Here is a 21,296-nt window from a genome sequence, read left to right as displayed (position 1 = left end):
CAGTGAGGTCGCGTTGTGGCTCCAGTCGCTCCGGCACTTGTCGCAATCGAGGGGTTGCCAATGCTGGCAGCCCCCCTCCAGCATGAGCTACATCGGCACAAAGAGGCCCTCAAGACAACGCTCGCCCATACCCACGAGCGGGGAAGGCTGCGCACGCGACTTGAACAGTATCTCGATGGTTCGCCAGGTGGCCTGATCCTCGTTGAAGGCCCACCTGGCAGTGGCGTGAGTACCCTCTTGGCCCAACTCGCGGTGCGCCGCCCCCTGCCCCTCTGGCAGGCCGATGTGGCCGGTGCGCATAGTCTACAGCTGCTCTACGCGCAGTTGGTGGCGTGCTATCGCCCAACCTTGCCGCTCGTTGATCCAAGCGTCACAACCGATCCTGCTGCGTTCGAACGCCTGGTCGCTGATATCGTGCGGTGCAACCCTCACCACCCGGTGGTGCTGGCCCTCGATGAGCTTTCGCCGCCCGGTCAACCACGCTATCCTGGCCCGTTACCCTTGCTCGTCGATCTGCCCCCGGGCGTGACCATCCTGCTTGGCTGTAGCCCGGGGACTGTCACGCCCTGGCGACCCGTCGCACGGTTGTGCCTGCCTGGCGATGATCCTGACTCGACCCTGGTGCAGGCCCAGACCCTGCGGGCCACAGGCTGCCCTTCAAGCTGGATCGGCCCTTTGCTGCTCGCCGCCCAGGGCAATTTCCTCTATCTTCGGCTGGCCGTTGCCATGCTCCAAGCAAAACAGCTCGCGCTTCAGGCCTTGCCGCAGGGCCTTGAGGCTCTGTTGCGGCACTGGTGGGCCAGGCTTGCCCCAGCCGAGCGTCAGTTGGCGCTGTTGCTGGCCGCCGCCGATGCACCGGTGCCACCCGGCCTCGCGGCGCTCGTGATCAAACACAATCCCATCCCGCTGCTTGCCAGATGGCAACAAGGCAAGCTGCTTACGCTTTCATGCGAGGCGCGGGCCGGGTTTGATGTCGATGGAAGCCCCCTGCCACCGGTGCGCGCTGTCCGTTTTGTCCATCGAGCCATCCCTACCCTGATTGCCCAGATCGCCCCGACCGAAGTAGCCCGTATGCATCAGAGCCTGGCTGAGTTTGCCGTACAACGCAACGTCACGGTTCCCCGCCACAATCAGTCAGGGCACCAGCCCGTCCGTCACGATGAACCAACCGGGCCATATCTGCGCCAGGCGTATGCACGGCATGCCGCCCTGGCATTATCAACCATCCCCCCCGGGCAAAGACCAGTTCCCACCGTGAGCCCCAGACCAGCCAGCTTCACTCCACCAGCGGCAAGCCAGCATGAGTTCAGGCTTGAGCCAGACCAGGCCTGGGTACGCACCCACGAACGGAACGGCACCCTCTGGTATGCGTATGATGAAATGCGCTGGTGCTTGCGGATGCTGGTCGAAACGAGTACCCACCAGACAGACGCATTGGTATCGCCAGGCGACTTGATCCGCACGGCGTTGCGTACGGGAACCTTAGCGAGCCGCGTACGCACGCTAGACCCAGCGATGGCCGCTGAAGCGTTTGTGCAGGCGATAGAGCACAGCGGGCGTGAGGTGGCGCTCAAACAGGTCATGGAACACGTCGAACGTCTCCCCGATGGAATCCAAAAAGCCGTCATCTTGCGGCGTCTAGGCGAGATCTGTTACACCAACCGGATGCGTCCAACCGCGATGCGCTTGCTCTCGCGGGCCCTCGATCTCGAAGCCAATCCCTTTTCACGAGCCTGGCACGAGAGCCGCGAAACGCTGCATATGGCCCTTGCCCAGGCAGCCCTGCGGCGCGGTGACGTGGAAGCGACGCTGGCAATTACCGAGCGGATTGAACACCTCGAGCGCCGGGCCATGGTCGAGACCGAGGTAGTGCGCCATCTGGTGACCCTGGGAGCCTGGGAAGAGGCACGCCATCTGGCCTGTGGCATGATGCACGAAACGATGGGCGCATGGGCGCGCGCCGAAGTCGGGGTCGCCCTGGTGCGTGCTGGTTACCCCGATGGGCAACGTTTGATCGACACGAGCACCCTCGCAACGGTTGTTGCCTGGGCCGAAATCGAACTCGCATGCAGCGAAGCCCAGCACGATGAGGCAACCGCCCGTCAACGGATCGCCCGGCTCGCCACGCAGAGCCAGCGCGACCGCGGGCTAGCGGCGCTGGCTCGCACCCTGGCCGCGCTTGGCAATGATGGGGCTGCGCTCAGTGCCGCCGAAAGCATCGTCGGCGTCGAGACACGGATTGCGGCCCTCATCGAACTGCGCCTCACCCTCAACGGCCTGGTCGCTATGCTCGCCCTGGAACAGGCAACCCGTGCGATCGATGCGGTGAATGAGGCCGAACGTGCCCCACTGCTCGTAGCGCTTGCCGCGGCCCTCGCCATCCTGGGGCGTACCGAACGAGCGATCGCGCTTGCCGACACCTTGCCCCCAGGCGAAGAACGCCATCGGGCAATGGCAAAAGTCGCCGTTGCGATGGCCCAGACCGGCGCGTATGAAGCTGCCTATCGCCTCATGGAAAAGGTCGAGGACACAGATGAGCAGGCCTGGGTCTACACTGAATGGGCTCGTCATCTGGGGCTTGCAGGGCACTGGGACGAAGCCATGGCCCTGTGCCAGCGCATCCCCGGCCCAGCCCAGCAGGCCCATGCCATTGCCAACCTGAGCATCGAACAAGCCCGAAATGACAACCCGCGCCTGGCCGTGCAAAAAGCGCTGACCATCACCTGGGCAGCCGAACGTACCCGTGCCCTAATCTTGATGGCACCCCACCTGATCGCCGCCGGAGCCGACCACGAGGCACTCGCCCTTGCCAATGACCCCGCAGTACTTGCACCTGGCGAGGACCGCGCCCGCTACCTGGCCGCCATTGGGACAGCCGAGGCCGAACAGGGACACACGATAGCCGCAGCAACGGTCATCGCCTCAATCCGGCGACCAGCCGAGCGCGCCCGTGCGTCCGCCGCGCTGATCTATGCACTCGCAGACGAACATCCCAGGCTCGCACGATCCATCCTCGCCAGCATCCTGCGTACATCAGCCTATGGGCGCGAGGCCATCCTGCGCACCCTCGAAGTAGTTGCCCCCGCCCTGGCACGCCTGGGGGGGGCTGAATTACTCATTGCAACTGCCGCTGCCGCCGATGAATGTGATCAATGGTGAAAAGCTCGCTCACGGCGAGACAACCGCACCACTTCAGGTAGAGCCCGCTGCGGCAGTACAGGCATAGCAATGTGCCCCGGTACGGATCACCCGTCCGGCAAGATTCGCAGGCGTGAGCTCCAAAATCGTCTGGGGCAGGGCCATGTCGAGCATCTGGTTGAAGTCACAATCGTAGAGGCGTCCATCCCACCCGACTGACAGGATCGTCTTGCACATCAGCCCTTCAACTGTGCTCGGATTAAAGTTATTGACCAACAATTCCATGTACGTGTGCAACTCACCTGTGGCGAGCAGATGCTCAAGATAGCGGCTGATGGGCATATTGGTGAGGGTATAGAGCCGGGTAAACTGGATGTCATAGCGTTGTAACAACTCACGCCGCCACTCATCCTCAATCGACGCCTGAGGAAGCGGCAACTCGGGACCAAGCGGATTGACAATCAAATTGAGTTGCAAGGCAGGATCACGGCCATAGCCACGCGCATTGAACTCTTGCAAGGCTGCGATTGACTGCGCAAAGACCCCGTTGCCACGCTGCGCATCGGTGCCCTCGATCGCATAGTGAGGCAACGACGCGATCACCTCCACCTGGTGTTCGGCGAGAAAGGCCGGCAGATAGGCATAATTCGGCAAGCGTGTGATCGTCAAATTGCAACGATCAATAACATGCCGCCCCATCGCCCGCGCCCGCCGCACCACCTCATCAAAAGCCGGATGCAATTCAGGAGCCCCACCGGTAATATCAAGCGTCGGGATCGCGGCCCGCTCCAAAAACGCAAGACATGCCTCAACAACCTCAGGAGGCATCACCTCGGTGCGATCAGGGCCGGCATCAACGTGGCAATGATGACAGGTCTGGTTGCAGCGGCGTCCAACATTAATCTGCAGAACCTCGACCTGCGGTGCTGCACGCAAGGTTGGCAGGCCCGCCTCGGCAAGCGTCATATTAAACCGTGGGACGGGGACTTCGGCCAGTATCCGACGCTGAGCCTCAGGTGATGCGAGCGTATGCTTGCGTCGCTGCAAAGTTGGGATCAGGCTGATTTTCTCAAGCATAGGCGGTGCCTCCTCATTGTCTGATTGATGGATCTATTGTACTACGTTCCCACCCAGGACCCTGCAGGGCGATTGCATCTTCCGTGCATGCACGCACCCCACCAGGGCACCCCTTGCGGGTGCCTCGTTGTTGCCGGGTGCCGCCGTTTGCGCCGCTGGTTGCATGCCCATGCTGCCACAGAGAGCGTATTTTTATCCGGTTTCGTATGATGCAATCGCCCCTGAAGGACCCTGCAGCAAGGCTAGCAAAAACGACAAAAAAAGGGTATACTCGTACACATATGTAACGTAAGACTTCAGTTGGGGGTTGGGGGCCTACAGCCTCCAAGAATTTTGCGAGTGCTGACGGAAACGGCCAGCACGTGCATAGATTTTTAGGGCGGACGCCCTAAAATAGAGCATTATGACAACTATTCATCCGACTGCTGATGTATCATCAGCAGCGATCATTGGTGAAAAAACACGGATCTGGGCCCATGTGCAGATCCGTGAAGGGGCACGGATTGGCGCGAACTGTATCATTGGTCGCAACAGTTATGTCGACTCTCATGTTCACATCGGCGATAACGTCAAGATCCAGAATAATGCATCGCTCTATCATGGGCTCACGGTCGAAGATGGTGTCTTCATCGGGCCGCACGTCGTCTTTACCAATGATAAATTGCCGCGAGCGATCAATGCTGATGGCAGCCTCAAGAGTGCAGCCGACTGGCAGGTTGGGCAGACGCGCCTCTGTTATGGGGCCGCGCTTGGGGCGCATAGTGTGGTCGTCACCGGCGTCACCATTGGGCGCTGGGCCATGATTGGCTCAGGCACCACCGTCACGAAGGATGTGCCTGATCACGCCCTGGTCGTAGGCAACCCTGGCCGCATCATTGGCTGGGTGAGCGCCAGTGGCGTACGCTGCGCAACCCAAGCCGAAGCCCAGGCCCTGACTGAGCAAGAGATGACCGCAGGTTAGCTCAAAACCCCCCTTTTGATCACAAAGCACGGCTCAGCTTCAAACAGCCTGGCGAGGAGCCTGCCCTGTTCAAGCAGTGTAACTTTTGACCTTTGGGGTAACGGGCGAGCCTGGAAGCGAGGGCATCCCGCCCTTGGAATGCATTCGAAGGCGGGACACCCTCGCTTCCAGGGGAAGTCTGAGCACATACCAAGAAGTTGACAGTTCACAGATCAGAATGTCACCGATTTGTCATATTGATCTTTGTATGCACCTGATAGGATAGTTACAAAGATGCAACAGGGCACACGTATGCGTATATCAAACGCTGCTGGTCGCAAACCTCAAAACAAATCTACACGCAATCCACTGCTCTCGCTTACCACACACAGTCAAGGAGGTATGTTGTGCTAGGTATTGGTGTCATCGGCTATGGTTACTGGGGGCCAAATCTCGTACGGAACTTTTCACAAGCCCAAGGGGCACGGGTCGTCGCGGTGTGCGATCAACGGGCCGAACAACGCGCCAAAGTTGAACGCGTCTATCCAACGATCAAGACCTATGCCGACGTCGACGAGATGTTGCGTGACCCTGCAGTTGATGCAGTCGCCGTCGCCACACCCGTTCATACCCATTTCCCGCTGACCCTCAAGATTCTTCAGGCTGGCAAGCATGCGTTTGTCGAGAAGCCACTCACGTCAACCGTGGCCGAGGCCGAGCAATTGTTGGAAGAGGCCGAACGACGTGGGTTGACGCTCATGGTTGATCATACGTTCATATACACGAGTGCTGTGCGCAAGATCAAAGAGTTGCTTACCAATGGCTCACTGGGCACCCTCTACTATTATGATTCTGTGCGCGTGAATCTCGGCCTTTTCCAGAGCGATGTCAATGTGCTGTGGGATCTGGCCGTTCACGATCTTTCGATTATGGAATATCTGGTGGCAAAGGAACCCGTGATGGTCGCCGCAACAGGCATGGCCCACGTGCCAGGGCGTCCCGAGAATATGGCGTATCTGACCTGTTTCTTTGACGACAACTTGATCGCCCACTTCCACGTCAATTGGATGGCCCCGGTGAAGGTTCGTCAGACGCTGATCGGTGGCTCGGAAAAGATGATTGTGTTCGATGATATGGAGCTCAGTGAGAAGATCAAGGTCTATGACAAGGGCATCATCGTCAGCGAAGATGAGGCCGAGATCTATCAGCGCCATGTTGGCTATCGTACCGGCGATATGTGGGCCCCCCGGATTGATAATGTCGAGGCGTTGCAGATCGAGGCGAATCATTTTGTCGAGTGCATTGCCACCGGGCAGCGTCCGCTGTCGGGCGGCGAGTCTGGTCTGCGTGTGGTGCGTATTCTTGAGGCCGCTTCACGCTCGATGGCCCAGCACGGTCAGCCAATCAAGTTGTAGCAACAACCATGCGTTGTCCCTGAGGATCAGAAGGAGCTCGTTTTATGATACCGTTTGTTGATCTGAAGGCGCAATATCTTTCGATAAAAGAAGAGGTTGATCAGGCTGTGCTGGGGGTGCTGGCAAGCACGCAGTTTGTGCTGGGCAAAGAGGTCGCCGCCTTCGAGGAGCTCTTCAGTGCCTATACGCAGACGAGCCATACGATTGGCGTGAATAGCGGCACCAGTGCGCTGCACCTCGCCCTGCTCGCCGGTGGTATCGGTGCTGGTGATGAGGTGATTACCACGCCACACACCTTTATTGCTACGGTATCGGCGATTGACTATGCGCGTGCGACGCCTGTTTTTGTTGATATCGATCCGGTCAGTTTTACGCTTGATCCCGCTTTGCTCGAGGCTGCCATTACGCCGCGGACGAAAGCCTTGCTGCCCGTCCACCTCTATGGGCAACCCGCCGATATGGATCCGATCATGGCGATCGCCCGGAAACATGGCCTGCTGGTGATCGAGGATGCCGCCCAGGCCCACGGGGCCGAGTATAAGGGGCAACGCGTTGGATCGATTGGCGATATGGGCTGCTTTAGCTTCTATCCTGGCAAAAACCTCGGGGCCTATGGCGAGGGCGGCGCAGTTACCACGAATAATCCCGAGTTTGCCCGTACCCTGCGTATGCTCCGGGATTGGGGGGCCGAACGCAAGTATTACCACGATCTCAAGGGCTATAACTATCGCCTCGAAGGCGTGCAAGGGGCCGTGCTCAAGGTCAAGATGCAGTATATCGAGGCCTGGACGGAAGCGCGCCGGGCGGTGGCCGCACGCTATGATGCGCAGTTAACCCCACGCGGCATCGCTACCCCCGCTACGCTGCCGGATCGACGCCATGTCTACCATGTCTATGCGATCCGTGAGCCGAAACGCGATCAACTCCAGGCTTTTTTGCATGACCACGGTGTGAGCACCGGCATCCATTACCCTATTCCCGTCCATCGCCAGCGCGCCTTCGCGGAACTGGGCTACCCCGAGGGAGCCTTCCCTCACGCGGAAGCAGCCGCCCGCGAGGTGCTCTCGCTGCCAATGTATCCCGAATTGACCCACGCCCAGCAGGATGTCGTGGTGACAGGCTTGCATATGTGGGCCGATCAGGCATAGTTAGCGTGTAAGGAGACAAGATTACGTATGAGCAACCCCCAACCACAGCGCGTACTGGTGACCGGCGGTGCCGGTCTGATTGGTTCGCATATTGTTGACCAGTTAATGGATGGCCACGACCAAGGCAAGTACGGCGAGATCATTGTCGTTGACAACTTTGTCCGTGGTCGCCTCGAGAATCTGGCCGAGGCCCGCGCCCGTGGCGAGGTCACGCTCGTTGAAGGCGATATCTGTGATCGTGATTTGATGCACCAGGTAATGCAAGGCGTTGATCTCGTCTTTCACCTCGCCGCTATTCGCATTACGCAGTGTGCCGAAGATCCACGCCTGGCCCACGATGTGCTTGCGACCGGGACGTTCAATGTGCTTGAAGCCGCTGTCCAGGCCGGGGTACAAAAGGTCGTTGCTTCGTCGTCAGCCTCGGTGTATGGTCTCGCTGAGATCTTTCCGACGACCGAACGCCACCATTCCTACAATAATCGTACCATTTATGGGGCCATCAAGGTCTATAACGAGGCGCTGCTGCGCAGTTTCAACGAGATGTATGGCTTGCAGTATGTTGCCCTGCGCTACTTCAATGTCTATGGGCCGCGGATGGATATCTATGGGGCCTATACCGAAGTGCTGATCCGCTGGATGGATCGCCTGATCGAGGGCAAGCCGCCCGTGATTTTTGGCGATGGCACGCAGACGATGGATTTTGTCTATGCACCTGATATTGCCCGCGCAAACATGCTTGCCGCCGAGGCCGATGTCTCTGATGAGGTCTTCAATGTGGCCTCTGGGGTCGAGACAAGTTTGCAGGAACTTGCCGAGACCCTGATGCGTACGATGGGCGTCGATCTGCCGATTGAGTATGGCCCCGAGCGCAAGGTCAATCCGGTGCCTCGCCGCCTCGCCGATATCAGCGCCGCCCGCGATAAACTGGGTTTTGTGGCTCAGGTCGGGCTTGAAGAAGGGCTGCGCGATCTGGTCGCCTGGTGGAAAAGCCAAAAGAGCGGAGCGATCGCATGACGACCGCATCGAAGCACATGACCATCCCGCTCACCCGCCCACTCGTCGGGGAGGCCGAAGCCGAGGCGTCGCGCCGTCCGATTATGTCGGGATGGCTCACCCAGGGGCCCGAGGTGGCGGCGTTTGAACAAGAGTTTGCGGCCTATACTGGGGCCGCCTATGCAACCGCTGTCTCGAATTGTACAACCGCCCTGCATCTGGCGTTACTGACCCTTGGCGTTGCCCCCGGTGACGAGGTCATTACGGTGAGCCACTCGTATGTGGCGACGGCCAATGTGGTGCGCTATTGCCACGCGACCCCGGTCTTTGTCGATATCGAACCAGCCACGAGCAATCTCGATCCGACGAAGATCGCGGCAGCCATCACCCCGCAGACCAGGGCGATCCTCTGCGTTCACCAGATGGGAATGCCCTGCGATCTGGCGGCGATCCTCACGATCGCCCAGGAACACGGGGTGCCCGTGATCGAAGATGCCGCCTGCGCCAGTGGCAGCGAGATCCTGTGGCAGGGTGAATGGCAAAAGATTGGCAAGGCCCACGCTGACATTGCATGCTTTTCATTTCACCCGCGGAAGGTGATCACTACCGGCGATGGTGGCATGATTACAACCAATAACCCTGAGTATAACGCGCAGTTTCGTTTGCTCCGACAGCACGGGATGAGCGTCAACGACCGCGTCCGCCACAGTGCCAACCAGGTCATCTTTGAAGAACACGCAGTGATCGGCTACAATTACCGCATGACCGATGTCCAGGCCGCCATTGGGCGCGAACAACTCAAGCGCTTGCCCACGATTGTGCTCGCCCGCCGCCGTCTCGGTGAACGCTATCAGCAGTTGCTCACGGCTATTCCCGGCCTGACGCTACCCCACGAACCATCATGGGCACGCACTAATTGGCAGAGTTTCTGGGTACGCCTGCCCGATCACCTCGACCAGCGCGAAGTGATGCAGGGCATGCTCGACCGTGGGGTGGCGACACGCCGCGGCATTATGTGCGCCCACCGCGAAAAGCCCTATCAACGCACGGAAGCCTATCATCTGCCCGAGTCTGAGCGGGCCCAGGATCGCAACATCATCTTGCCCATGTATCCACAGATGACGGATGAGGAACAGGAGTATGTTGTCGCGATGCTGAGCGAGGTGTGTACGTAACAACACCTTCTCGGAAGATCTTTGGATAACGAGTGTTAAGACCGGAGAAGCAGGCATCTATGCAGCCCAAAGACAAACCTTCAACGGTGAGCGAGAAAAAAGAGGAACCGCAGGAAATGATTGCTTCGTCCACGCCCACTGTCCAGGCCACGCCCTCACCCCGCAAGCGCGTCCTGCTCTTTACCAATAGCGTGGCAATGGGTGGTATGGAAGAACACGTCGTCTTGCTGGCCCATCAGCTTGATCGTACCCGCTTTGAGGTCTTTGCGATCTGCCCTGACTGGTCAAAGACGAAAGATCTCACCGCCAGGCTGCATCTGGCCGCAGATCATGTCAGTGAGATCTCACCTGATCGACGCTATGGGTGCTGGACACAGGTGTCTGAAGGGTGGCGGATGTTCAAGCAACTGCGCACGTGGTCAATCGACGTGATGCACATGCACTCGACCGGCTACAAGGGTCAGTTGCTGGCGCTAATCCTGGCACGCCTCGCTGGGGTGCAACAGATCTATCTCACCGAACACCTCGCCCCCGACGAGCCACTGCCCCTCCCGATGCGCCTCTTGCGCGATCTCTTCAGCCTCCAGGTTGATGGCATTGTCTGTGTGTCGGAAAAAAATTATCGTGCGCGGGGGATGCACCTCTATACGCCCCACGAACGAACGACCGTGGTGGTCAATGGGGTTGATGTTGACAAATTCACTCCGGTGCCCGAAGAGGTTTTGCAGGATCTGCGTAGAGAGTATGATCTGCCCGATCAGGCCCAGATCATCGGGACAGTCGTGCGTTTTGAGCCAGAAAAAGGCTTACAAGACCTGCTGGCGGCGTTCCCGACCATCCGCGAGGCATGTCCCGATGCCTATCTGTTGATGGTTGGGGACGGCTCGCTGCGTGAAGCGTTGGAACAGCAGGCCCGCGAGCTTGGCGTGGCCGATTATGTGCGTTTCACCGGTTTCCAACCGAATCCACAGCCCTTCCTCGGGTTGATGGATGTCTTTGTCTTGCCGGTGCCAGTTGGTTCAATGTCGATCGGTCTCCTCGAAGCCATGGCGATGCGCCGTGCCGTGGTGATCACGTTTGGGGGCAAGGGTGAAGCCGTTATCCATGGCGAAAGTGGCTTCTGTGCCGAACCGTGCAATCCTGCCTCGATTGCCCATTTTGTGATCCAGATTCTCCAGAACCCTGCCCTCCAACAGCAATTGAGCGACGCGGCACGCCAACGGGTTGAAACGTCTTTCTCGTCCCAACGCGTCGCAGAGGTACTCGGTGCATTGTATGCGCAAAACAAGGAGCGTTGAGGAACCACAGCAGGCCACAAGCGACTTGCCCAACACATGGATCAGCAAGAAAGCCTTATGTCAAGTTTAAATCCAAAACAGGCCGCCGTAAAACTATTTGACACCGCAGGCACCAAACTACTCAGCCCGCCGGCAACGGGGTTTGGGTACTTTGTGAACCATGGCCCGCGCGACCAGCGCAAAGTGGCCTTGACCTTTGATGATGGCCCGAGTCGCCCCTGTACCGAGCAGTTGATCGAAGCAATGGATGCGCTGGAGGTCAAAGGGACGTTCTTTTGTCTCGGGATGAATGTGCGCTACCACCCTGATTTGCTGCTCCAGATGTACCAGGCGGGCCATGTGATCGGCAATCATTCGGGATGGCATAGCCGCAAAACCGGCCTGATGCCCGGTTCGAATATCAGCCATATTACCGCTGGCGAAGAAGCGATCCGCGAAGTGATCGGTGTGCGGCCTCGTTTCTATCGGCCCCCATGGGGCTGGCTCACCCCTTGGGAAGGCAAACGCCTCACAAAAGCAGGGTATACTATTATCGGGTGGGATGTCTACACGCTCGACTGGGTAATCCCCGAAGTTGACGGAATGACACTCGCACATGATGCGTATCACGCTACCCAGCCAGGCTCGATCTTCTGCTTTCACGATGCCAAGCCCTGGGAAAAGATCTGGGAGAAACGCGAGACAACCCGGGCAGTGCGCACCCTCGTGCCCATGCTGCGCGATCAGGGCTATGAGTTTGTGACCGTCGCCGAGTTATTGAAGATGCCAGCCTATCGATAAATACCACGAACATTGATTAATACAAGGAGAACCTATTGTCATTGCGAATCATGCAACCGGTACCCGAAGATTTTTGGTGGAATGTGGCCCGTCAATGTGCGTATGCAACGTTTTATCATACCCCCCTCTGGCGAGATATTGCCCTACACAGCTTCCCCGTAAAATATCAAGATGCGACCTTCGGAGCCATCCTCGCAAATGGAACTCGAGTAGTCTTCCCGATCATTGCGACCAGAACAATTGGACCTTTCCGCTGGCTTCATTCGACCTTCGAGAATTGTTACGGTGGATTCATCGCCGATGGCCCCGTAAACGACGATGAAGCGGCGGTGCTTTATCAGCATGCATGTCAAATCTCAACCTATACGTTATATGCGATTGACAATCCATTTAATGCCCCCTTGCCTGAGCTAGTTCAGAGCAGGTTACAAGAAGTCTATACCGAACCAACCTATCTCGTACACCTCGATGCTGATTTTGATGCGATTATGGCCCGTTTCAGCCGGGCGCGGCGTACCGCCTATCGACGTGGTTTGAAGAAGGGCGTGGAAGTACGTCAGATGCGTTCACTTGATGAGATGGTCATCTATTACGAAAGCTACCGTGATGCCATCGAACGTTGGGGTGAAGCAACAGGGTACGGGTATCCGTGGCATATGTTTGAGCAGATTTACTATTTGAGTCAAGCATATCCTGAGCAGATCAAAATCTGGGTGATGATCGTGAATAATCAGATTGCTGGTGGGCGCATGATCTTTTATTGGAACAAGGTGGCCTCACTCTGGCATGGAGCCTCACATCGTGACTTTCTCGAATATGATGTCATGCCCGTCGGCGACACTGAGATCATTCGTGATGCGCTGGATCACGGCTATCGCTACTTTGATTTCAATACCAGTGGCAACAAAGAAGGTGTGATGACCTACAAAGAACGCTTTGGTACCGAGACCCGACCGGTCACGATGTGGCGCTTTGCTACCCCGCTCTTACAACCAATGCAACAAATCTACTGGAAAGCGACGGGTAAGCGCTAAGGGCAGAACAGGAGGTTATGGCTTTTGGACATGCTAAAGACAATTGACCGTGAATTCTGGTGGTATGTTGCCCGTCATTGCGATTATGCGACGTTTTTTCATACGCCGCTCTGGCAAGAACTTGCGCTACGCATGCACCCCGAGTTTGCAGACGCCTCGGTTGGCTTTATCACCCCACACGGCATCCATGCCGTGCTGCCCCTTCTCGCCACCAGACGCCTAGGCCCACTCCAGAGTCTGCTTTCGACCTTTGAATATTGCTATGGGGGCATTATTGCTGATGGCGAACTGAGCGATGAAGACATAACAACGATGTATCAACTGACATGTGATTGGAATGTTACTGGAATGCGTTTTCTCGAGAATCCAATTGCACCACGCCTTGATCTATCAGCACAGTTTCAAGATGCAGAGTATCATACATACATTGTCAAGCTGGATGCAGACTTTGACACGGTGTTTGGGCGCTTTGCCAAAAGTCAGCGTAACGCCTACCGTAAAGGACTCAAAGAGGGGGTAACGATCGGTCTCGCCGAGACACTCGATGATTACCGTGCCTACTATGGCGTCTATCAGGATACGATCCTGCGCTGGGGAGAAGACCCGTCCACCTATGGTTATGGGTGGGATCTGTTTGCTACAATCTTTGAGTACGCACAACAACACCCCGAAATGATCAAGCTCTGGGTTGCCCGGATCGACGGAGAGATTGTTGGTGGCACAATTGGCTTCTACTGGCAGCGTCATGTCGTTGCCTGGCACGGCTGCACGGCAACCGCCTATCTGAAGTATAAGACAACTGTGGTTCTCGATACCGAAATCATTCGTGATGCGCTGGCTCGCGGCTATGCCTACTACGACTTCAATCCGACTGGAGAGCTCAACCCCGGCATTGACGATTATAAAAAGCGCCTTGGCTCTACCATCTATCCGGTGACGAGTTGGCAATATGAAAACGCTTTCGTGCAACAAGCCAGACGGGGAGTCACAACGATACGGCAGATTGTGCCTGGCTAAGCATCTATTGCCTGGAATTGAAAGAAATCTATGGACACCTCTGAAGAGGAAGCTTTCTTACCGGGATCAATCCAACCTCAACGATACAAACTCAGAGAGATCTGGTCGAACGCGAGGGCGCTGCTGCGCGCCTCCTGGTATTTGCGCCACGCGACGTTTGTCGGGCGACGGGTACGCCTCTGGGGCAAGCCTGCGATCAACAATAGTGGTACACTCATTGTGCAGAACCGTGTCCGCCTCGTTTCAACCATTGTCCCTCTGGAATTGTTTATCGGGCACCATGGGCACCTGGAAATTGGCGAGGGCAGCTTTGTCAATTATGGCTGCTCGATTGCGGCAAGTCAGCTCGTGCATATCGGCGCAAACTGCAGCATTGGTTCACATGTGATTATCATGGATAATGATTTTCACCGTTTGGAACCTGAACGCCGTGAAGAAATGCCCCCTTCAGCACCGATCATTCTCGAAGAAAATGTCTGGATTGGCGTGCGTGCCGTGATCCTACGCGGTGTAAGGATCGGGGCAGGCAGTGTGATCGGGGCAGGCAGTGTTGTGACGCGTGACATCCCGCCGCGCTCGCTCGCCGCCGGGATGCCAGCCCGCGTCGTTCGGCAGCTCTAAAGTTCGCCCACCAGCAATCCGGAACGGACGGGCATCGCGCCCTACGAACCCCCGCCTTCGTTGACGCAGGATCCGCCATGTCATGCCCGCGCACGCGGGCACCCAGCAAACGCCGGCACCCAGCAAACGCCGGCACCCCGCGCCCTGCGGACCACGTCATGTGCAGCGCCGCATACGCCATGCCCCTGGGTTTCCGCCTGCGCGGGAACGACATAGCAAGGTTTGATGCGTCGCTATGCGCAGCTTCGCGCCTCTGCGCCTTTGCGTCAAACAAACCGTCTTCTTGGCATAGAACCATAGCCACAGACGCTCCCCCTCGCTGCTTTGCCCTCATAATAGTTGCGCAAGAAAAGAAATCGCTACCAAAGGTTGTTCTGCTTTTACCTAGTGACGGCAGGCGCAATATATACTGAGTCTATCAGCATGTGACATGAGAAATTCAGAGAGGAGCCGTTCGAGTTATGGATGAACGCCAAGCACGTGATAGTGCGACCGGCCTTATAGAGCCGATCCCACAGGTGACGATTGATGGCAACGAGGCTGTCGCAAATGTTGCCTATACGCTCAGTGAGGTGATCGCAATCTATCCGATCACGCCATCCACCCCGATGGGTGAGTCAGCTGATGCGTTTGCAGCCGTGAAGCGACCGAATCTCTGGGGGACAGTCCCGACCGTCTATGAGATGCAGTCCGAGGGCGGGGCCGCCGGGGCCCTCCACGGGGCAATGCAGACCGGTGCGCTGACCACGACGTTTACAGCCTCGCAGGGGCTGCTGTTGATGATCCCCAATATGTATAAGATCGCCGGCGAGTTGACCGCCACGGTCTTTCATGTGGCCGCCCGTTCGCTGGCCGCCCAAGGCCTTTCGATCTATGGCGACCACGCCGATGTGATGGCAACCCGGGCCACTGGCTGGGCGCTGCTCTCGTCGGGTTCGGTTCAGGAAGCACAGGATCTCGCGCTCGTGGCCCATGCAGCCACCCTCAAGGCGCGGGTACCCTTTATGCACTTCTTCGATGGGTTCCGTACTTCGCACGAGGTGAATAAGATCACCCCGGTTGATGAGATGATCATTCGGGCCATGATTGACGATGATCTGGTGCGCGCTCACCGTATGCGCGGGCTTTCGCCTGAACATCCGGTGTTGCGTGGTACCGCCCAGAATCCTGATGTCTATTTCCAGGCTCGTGAGAGTGTCAATCCGTTTTATGATGTTTGTCCTAGCATTGTTCAGGACGCGATGGATCAGTTCTATGCGTTGACTGGCCGTCGCTACAATCTTTTTGATTATGCCGGTGCCCCCGACGCCGAGCGCGTCATTATTATTATGGGGTCCGGCGGTGAGACCGCTGAAGAGACGGCACGCTATCTGGCGGCCCAGGGCGAGAAGGTTGGCGTGCTGCGCGTACGCCTCTATCGGCCATTTACCGCCGATGCGTTTGTGCATGCGTTGCCCGCTTCGACCCGCGCCATTGCGGTGCTCGATCGTACCAAAGAGCCAGGCAGCACCGGTGAGCCACTCTTCCTTGATGTCGTCTCGGCGGTCTATGCCTTTGGTGGCAGCCATTTCCTTGATGCACGGACGAGCGGGGCCACCGAACAGCGTGAGTTGCCCAAGATTATTGGCGGGCGCTACGGGCTTTCCTCGAAAGAATTTACCCCCGGGATGGTCAAGGCCGTCTTTGATGAACTGAGCCAGGCGCAGCCTCGTCCGCGGATCACGGTCGGGATCAACGACGATGTCGGTGGCACCAGTCTGACCTATGATCCATCGTTCAATGTTGAGCCTTCAGGTACGGTGCGCTGTCTCTTCTTTGGCCTCGGGGCCGATGGTACCGTCGGGGCGAATAAGAATAGCATCAAGATCATCGGGGAAGAGACCCCGAATGATGCGCAGGGCTATTTTGTCTATGACTCGAAGAAGTCGGGCTCGATCACCACGTCACACTTGCGTTTTGGCCCCGAGCCGATCCGTGCCCCCTATCTGATTGGCGATGGGCAGGCCCAGTTTGTCGCGTGTCACCAGTTCAATTTCCTTGAACGCATTGATATGCTGCGTTATGCCAGCCCCGATGGCGTGTTGCTCCTCAACAGCCCGTATGCGCCTGATGAGATCTGGGCGCATCTGCCCACCGAGGTACACAATGCGATTCGCCAGAAGAACCTGCACCTCTGGGTGATTGATGCGATTGCCGTTGCGACTGCAACTGGTATGCGCGGGCGGATCAATACCGTCATGCAGACCTGCTTCTTTGCGATCAGTGGGGTGTTGCCCCGCGATGAGGCCATCGCCGAGATCAAACGGAGCATCAAGAAGACCTATGGCAAACGCGGCGATGCCGTCATCAAGCAGAACTATATGGCGGTTGATCGCACCCTCGAAAATCTCCATGAGGTGACGATCCCCGCAACTGATGACACTGCCAATGGGCTGCATCTCAAGTCCCCGGTGCCCGCTAACGCCCCCGCGTTTGTCCGCGAGGTGCTTGGCCCGATGATTGCCCAGCGCGGCGATGAACTGCCGGTCAGCGCTATGCCGGTTGATGGCACCTATCCAACCGGGACGACCAAATGGGAGAAGCGCAATATTGCGCTGGAAATCCCCGTCTGGGAGCCAGATCTCTGCATCCAGTGCGCCAAGTGCGCTTTTGTCTGCCCCCACGCCGTGATCCGGCCCAAGGTCTATGAGCCTGCCGCCCTCGAGGGTGCGCCCGAGACCTTCAAGAGTACGACGGCGCGCTTTAAGGAATTGCCAGGACAACTCTTTACCCTCCAGGTCGCGCCCGAAGACTGCACCGGCTGTGGCCTCTGTGTCGAAGCATGTCCAGTCAAGGATAAACGCCAGACGGGCCGCAAGGCGATCAATATGACCTTACAGCCACCGCTGCGCGACAGTGAAGCAGCCAACTGGGACTTCTTCTTGAACCTGCCTGAAGTTGATCGGACGCTGATCCAACTCAATAGCATCAAGAATTCACAGCTGCTCGAGCCGCTCTTTGAGTTCTCGGGGGCCTGTGGTGGCTGTGGCGAGACACCCTATATCAAACTGGTGAGCCAGCTCTATGGCGATCGCTCGGTCATTGCCAATGCCACCGGGTGTTCCTCAATCTATGGCGGCAACCTGCCCACGACACCCTGGACGGCAAACAAACAGGGGCGAGGACCGGCCTGGTCCAACTCGCTGTTTGAGGATAACGCCGAATTCGGGCTCGGGATGCGGCTGACGATTGACAAGCAGGCTGAGTATGCCCGTGAATTGTTACCCAGGCTTGCCGACTACATCAATCCAGATCTGATCAAAGATCTGCTCGCAGCAGATCAGCATACCGATGCCGGCATCAACGAGCAGCGCGAACGCATCGTGGTTCTCAATCAACAGATCGATGCAGCCCTGGCAGGCAATGTCGGCAGCGATGCATCGCTGCTCAAGGATCTGCGGTCACTCTCGGATCTCCTGGCCCGCCGCAGTGTCTGGATCATCGGTGGTGACGGATGGGCCTACGATATTGGCTATGGCGGGGTTGACCATGTGCTCGCCTCGGGACGCAACATCAACATCCTCGTGCTCGATACCGAGGTCTATTCCAACACAGGTGGACAGGCAAGCAAGTCAACGCCACTCGGCGCGGTCGCCAAGTTCGCGGCCAGCGGCAAAGCCACCCCCAAGAAGGATCTTGGTTTGATTGCGATGGCCTATGGCAATGTCTACGTCGCCCGGATCGCGATGGGCTATGACGATGTTCAGACCCTTCGGGCCATCCAAGAAGCCGAAGCGTATGACGGACCATCGCTCGTCATCGCCTACAGCCACTGCATTGCGCACGGCATTGATATGCGCCGTGGTCTCGAACAACAAAAACTGGCGGTACAATCAGGGATGTGGACCCTCTACCGCTACAATCCGATGCTGGCGATGGAAGGCAAGAATCCGTTAATTATCGACTCGAAGCCCCCCTCGATCAGCCCCGAGAAATACATCGCCGGCGAGGGACGCTTCCAGATCCTGGTACGCAGCGATCAAGAGCGCGCCGATTATCTGATCGGCGAAGCCCAACGGACGAATGCCGAGCATTACCATCGCCTGCTTCAGATGATGTCCAAGGAAGAAAGCTGATAAAACAACGATGCTGCGTGGCGACGGTACCGTCGCCACGCAGCATCGTTGTTTATGTGTAACCAGATTGTGTATGATATAACAAGCAGTGTCTACAAACCTCTGAACCAGGAGCACCCCATGGTCGACCTGACCACTAGCTATCTCGGCCTCCCGCTACGCACGCCACTGGTGGCGTCGGCCTCGCCTATTTCCCAGCGGGTTGATAAGGTAAAGCGGCTGGAAGAGGCGGGCCTCGCAGCGATTGTGATGTACTCGCTCTTTGAAGAGCAGATCATCCATCAAAGCCTCGAAATCGACTACCTGTTGAGTCACGGTGCCGATAGCTTTGCCGAGGCGCTCTCGTATCTGCCTGATACCGGGCGCTACAGTATCGGCCCAGAACGGTACATCGATCAACTACACAAGTTGAAAAAGTCGGTTGATATTCCCGTCATCGGCAGCCTCAACGGTGTTTCGCCAGGCGGCTGGGTTCACTATGCCCAGTTGATGCAAGAGGCTGGCGCTGATGCGGTTGAACTGAATATTTACTATATTCCCACTGATCCCGCGATTACCAGTGCCGATCTTGAGCAGACGTATGTTGACCTGGTACGCGCCGTGCGGGCCGAAATTACGATCCCGCTTGCCGTCAAGTTAAGCCCCCAATTCACCGCCCTGCCCAATCTCGCGATGCGGCTGGCTGAAGCGGGAGCGAATGGCCTTGTCCTTTTCAATCGGTTCTATCAGGCCGACTTTGATCTCGAGAATCTCAATGTCGTCCCATCGCTAACCCTCAGCACGCCTGACGAAGTGCGGCTGCCGCTGCGTGAAGTCGCTATCCTCTACGGGCGCGTACCCGTTGATTTTGCGATCACGAGTGGCATCCATTCGGCGTCAGAAGTGCTCAAAGCAATGATGGCGGGGGCACGGGTCGCGATGATGGCGTCAGCGCTGCTAGTGGGCAATGCGACAGCACATGTACGCGATATGCTGCACGACCTGCAGGCCTGGATGGAAGAGCACGAATACGAATCAATTGCCATGATGCAGGGCAGTATGAGCCAGAAAGCCGTCGCCGAACCAGCCGCCTTCGAACGGGCCAACTATATGAAGGTGCTCGGCGCGTACCGCTTTAGCAGTGGCTCATCGGCCCACGCAGCCCTGACTGGCGACATGCTCTATCCCTTCCTCGGTGTCGGCATCGAAAACGACTAAAGCGAAAAACAATGTGGACATGCCAAGAGGCGCGGCAATGCCGCGCCTCTTGGCATGACCACGGCAACCTCCTATTCGAGGGTCAGCATATAGGCCACAAGCGCCTCAAGCTGATCAGGTCGCAGCGCTCGTTCATAATCAGACGGCATAAGCCCCGGGCTATAGCCCGGCGTAACGACGGCATTAGGATTGACTGTTTCACGGTAGAGCCATTCGGCTGCCGTCAGACCCTCGTCATTGTTCGCCGCACGCGTAGCGACCCCCGCCAAACTCGGCCCCAGCGCCGTTGGGCCATCAGGGTCAAGGCTATGACACCCGATGCACCAGACCCGAAAGAGACGCTCACCCTCTAGAACCGGATCAACCGATGGAGGTTGTGCAGCCCCACACGCAACCAGGCTCACGAGAAAAACGAGCCAGACCATCCCACGACCTAATGACATACAAGACCATTTCCAGGAGGGGCACGGCGGCGCCGTGCCCCCCGGACGGGCACGGGCCAGCCGTGCCCCTACAGCCGCCGTGCCCCCGTACGGGCACGGCTGGCCCGTGCCCCCACACCAGAGATTTCTATTATAATAGATCATATGAATGAAAAAAACGCACCAACCATCTACGAGCAGCTTGGCGGGGCCGAGGTCTTACGTCAACTCGTTGAGGCATTCTATACCCGCGTAGAACACGATCCGCGGTTGCGTCCGATGTTTCCAGACGACCTCGAACCCGGCAAAGAGCATCAGTTCCTCTTTCTGATGCAATATTTTGGTGGGCCTGGTGAATATGGGCAACGCCGCGGCCATCCGCGTTTGCGCATGCGGCATGCGCCCTACCCAATTGGCCCGGTTGAACGTGATGCCTGGCTTGAGCATATGCTTGCATCAATTGATGAGGTGGGCATTGACGAACCGGCCCGTTCAGTCATGCGCACCTACTTTGAACAGGCCGCCAACGCCATGATGAATCGCTACGCCCCCGAATGATCAGCACCTGTCCTCATTGCAATTGAAAAACTATCCTTAAACATAGGTGCAACTGAATCACCCTGGTTCTACAATAGAAGCATAGTCAGCCTGACATAGTCTTTGCTTCGCAGGAAACAAGGCTAGCATAGCTAGAGCACTCCTATCTGGGTTGTATCCAACAGTCCTGACTGATGAAGATTCAGGCTTACATCGGGTCTATGGGAGTGCCGACTTCAGTCGGCTTCTTGCAGCCGACTGAAGTCGGCACTCCCTGATGTCATGCTTAAAAACCATTAGCCGACTAAAGCCGGCACTCCTGAGACGCCCATCGTCTAGGATTGCTATAGGCGTGTTTCCAGCGGAGCAGCAAGGTGCGAGAGCGTGTA

General features: G+C 57.5%; 16 protein-coding genes. 14 read left to right on the top strand and 2 right to left on the bottom strand.

Annotated elements, in window-relative coordinates; genetic code table 11:
* Positions 1 to 15: 15 nt before the first annotated feature.
* Positions 16 to 3,159, top strand: a complete 3,144-nt coding sequence (locus EYB53_RS12535) for an ATP-binding protein (RefSeq protein ID WP_135478527.1) — start codon at positions 16 to 18, stop codon at positions 3,157 to 3,159.
* A gap of 33 nt (positions 3,160 to 3,192) precedes the next feature.
* On the opposite strand, the gene arsS is transcribed toward EYB53_RS12535, so the two are convergent.
* A complete protein-coding gene (arsS, locus tag EYB53_RS12530) occupies positions 3,193 to 4,215 on the bottom strand; it encodes an arsenosugar biosynthesis radical SAM (seleno)protein ArsS (protein ID WP_135478526.1) in 1,023 nt (340 codons plus the stop codon).
* Between the two features lie 403 nt (positions 4,216 to 4,618).
* On the opposite strand from arsS, the gene EYB53_RS12525 reads away from it, so the two are divergent.
* The 12 genes from EYB53_RS12525 to EYB53_RS12470 all read left to right on the top strand — a co-directional run bounded on the left by EYB53_RS12525 (position 4,619) and on the right by EYB53_RS12470 (position 19,948).
* Positions 4,619 to 5,176, top strand: coding sequence for an acyltransferase (locus EYB53_RS12525; protein ID WP_135478525.1), 558 nt, complete (start codon positions 4,619 to 4,621; stop codon positions 5,174 to 5,176).
* A 386-nt stretch (positions 5,177 to 5,562) separates the two neighbouring features.
* A complete protein-coding gene (locus EYB53_RS12520) occupies positions 5,563 to 6,570 on the top strand; it encodes a Gfo/Idh/MocA family protein (protein ID WP_135478524.1) in 1,008 nt (335 codons plus the stop codon).
* A 44-nt stretch (positions 6,571 to 6,614) separates the two neighbouring features.
* Positions 6,615 to 7,718, top strand: a complete 1,104-nt coding sequence (locus tag EYB53_RS12515) for a DegT/DnrJ/EryC1/StrS family aminotransferase (protein WP_135478523.1) — start codon at positions 6,615 to 6,617, stop codon at positions 7,716 to 7,718.
* A 27-nt stretch (positions 7,719 to 7,745) separates the two neighbouring features.
* Positions 7,746 to 8,732 (top strand): NAD-dependent epimerase/dehydratase family protein, encoded by a 987-nt coding sequence (locus tag EYB53_RS12510; RefSeq protein WP_135478522.1) that lies wholly within the window; start codon positions 7,746 to 7,748, stop codon positions 8,730 to 8,732.
* Positions 8,729 to 9,886: a DegT/DnrJ/EryC1/StrS family aminotransferase gene (locus EYB53_RS12505; protein WP_135478521.1), complete on the top strand. Its 1,158-nt coding sequence runs from the start codon at positions 8,729 to 8,731 to the stop codon at positions 9,884 to 9,886. Before EYB53_RS12510 ends, EYB53_RS12505 begins: the two co-directional genes overlap by 4 nt.
* 59 nt (positions 9,887 to 9,945) lie before the next feature.
* Positions 9,946 to 11,184 carry a glycosyltransferase family 4 protein gene (locus tag EYB53_RS12500; RefSeq protein WP_135478520.1) on the top strand — a complete coding sequence of 413 codons (1,239 nt, stop codon included), beginning with the start codon at positions 9,946 to 9,948 and terminating at the stop codon, positions 11,182 to 11,184.
* A 57-nt stretch (positions 11,185 to 11,241) separates the two neighbouring features.
* The gene (locus tag EYB53_RS12495) at positions 11,242 to 11,964 is read left to right on the top strand and encodes a polysaccharide deacetylase family protein (protein ID WP_135478519.1); all 723 of its coding nucleotides are present in this window, start codon (positions 11,242 to 11,244) and stop codon (positions 11,962 to 11,964) included.
* Positions 11,965 to 11,999: 35 nt separating this feature from the next.
* Complete coding sequence (locus EYB53_RS12490; RefSeq protein ID WP_135478518.1) at positions 12,000 to 12,998, top strand: GNAT family N-acetyltransferase; 999 nt, start codon at positions 12,000 to 12,002, stop codon at positions 12,996 to 12,998.
* A gap of 30 nt (positions 12,999 to 13,028) precedes the next feature.
* A complete protein-coding gene (locus EYB53_RS12485) occupies positions 13,029 to 14,015 on the top strand; it encodes a GNAT family N-acetyltransferase (protein ID WP_135478517.1) in 987 nt (328 codons plus the stop codon).
* Between the two features lie 30 nt (positions 14,016 to 14,045).
* On the top strand, positions 14,046 to 14,636 hold the full coding sequence (locus tag EYB53_RS12480) for an acyltransferase (protein WP_135478516.1): 591 nt from the start codon (positions 14,046 to 14,048) through the stop codon (positions 14,634 to 14,636).
* Between the two features lie 461 nt (positions 14,637 to 15,097).
* Complete coding sequence (gene nifJ / locus EYB53_RS12475) at positions 15,098 to 18,751, top strand: pyruvate:ferredoxin (flavodoxin) oxidoreductase (RefSeq protein WP_135478515.1); 3,654 nt, start codon at positions 15,098 to 15,100, stop codon at positions 18,749 to 18,751.
* A gap of 120 nt (positions 18,752 to 18,871) precedes the next feature.
* Complete coding sequence (locus EYB53_RS12470; RefSeq protein ID WP_135478514.1) at positions 18,872 to 19,948, top strand: dihydroorotate dehydrogenase-like protein; 1,077 nt, start codon at positions 18,872 to 18,874, stop codon at positions 19,946 to 19,948.
* A 71-nt stretch (positions 19,949 to 20,019) separates the two neighbouring features.
* Here the strand turns inward: EYB53_RS12470 and EYB53_RS12465 are convergent, their stop codons facing one another.
* Entirely contained in the window at positions 20,020 to 20,391 is a 372-nt protein-coding gene (locus EYB53_RS12465) for a c-type cytochrome (RefSeq protein ID WP_167857376.1), read from the bottom strand.
* A gap of 144 nt (positions 20,392 to 20,535) precedes the next feature.
* Between EYB53_RS12465 and EYB53_RS12460 the strand changes: the two genes are divergently transcribed.
* The gene (locus EYB53_RS12460) at positions 20,536 to 20,928 is read left to right on the top strand and encodes a globin domain-containing protein (RefSeq protein ID WP_135478512.1); all 393 of its coding nucleotides are present in this window, start codon (positions 20,536 to 20,538) and stop codon (positions 20,926 to 20,928) included.
* Positions 20,929 to 21,296 lie beyond the last annotated feature (368 nt).

It is taken from the genome of Candidatus Chloroploca mongolica, assembly GCF_004762035.2.
GTDB classification, from domain to species: domain Bacteria; phylum Chloroflexota; class Chloroflexia; order Chloroflexales; family Chloroflexaceae; genus Chloroploca; species Chloroploca mongolica.
Note: the sequence above shows the minus strand (reverse complement) of the source record. Positions and strands in the feature narration are given on the sequence as shown.

Bases quoted from the DNA above. Each gene is read 5' to 3' on its own strand.
- EYB53_RS12500 (WP_135478520.1), top strand. From the start codon at position 9,946: ATGCAGCCCAAAGACAAACCTTCAACGGTGAGCGAGAAAAAAGAGGAA.
- EYB53_RS12515 (WP_135478523.1), top strand. From the start codon at position 6,615: ATGATACCGTTTGTTGATCTGAAGGCGCAATATCTTTCGATAAAAGAA.
- arsS (WP_135478526.1), bottom strand. From the start codon at position 4,215: ATGCTTGAGAAAATCAGCCTGATCCCAACTTTGCAGCGACGCAAGCAT.
- EYB53_RS12510 (WP_135478522.1), top strand. From the start codon at position 7,746: ATGAGCAACCCCCAACCACAGCGCGTACTGGTGACCGGCGGTGCCGGT.
- nifJ (WP_135478515.1), top strand. From the start codon at position 15,098: ATGGATGAACGCCAAGCACGTGATAGTGCGACCGGCCTTATAGAGCCG.
- EYB53_RS12465 (WP_167857376.1), bottom strand. From the start codon at position 20,391: ATGTCATTAGGTCGTGGGATGGTCTGGCTCGTTTTTCTCGTGAGCCTG.
- EYB53_RS12495 (WP_135478519.1), top strand. From the start codon at position 11,242: ATGTCAAGTTTAAATCCAAAACAGGCCGCCGTAAAACTATTTGACACC.
- EYB53_RS12525 (WP_135478525.1), top strand. From the start codon at position 4,619: ATGACAACTATTCATCCGACTGCTGATGTATCATCAGCAGCGATCATT.
- EYB53_RS12470 (WP_135478514.1), top strand. From the start codon at position 18,872: ATGGTCGACCTGACCACTAGCTATCTCGGCCTCCCGCTACGCACGCCA.
- EYB53_RS12505 (WP_135478521.1), top strand. From the start codon at position 8,729: ATGACGACCGCATCGAAGCACATGACCATCCCGCTCACCCGCCCACTC.
- EYB53_RS12485 (WP_135478517.1), top strand. From the start codon at position 13,029: ATGCTAAAGACAATTGACCGTGAATTCTGGTGGTATGTTGCCCGTCAT.
- EYB53_RS12460 (WP_135478512.1), top strand. From the start codon at position 20,536: ATGAATGAAAAAAACGCACCAACCATCTACGAGCAGCTTGGCGGGGCC.
- EYB53_RS12480 (WP_135478516.1), top strand. From the start codon at position 14,046: ATGGACACCTCTGAAGAGGAAGCTTTCTTACCGGGATCAATCCAACCT.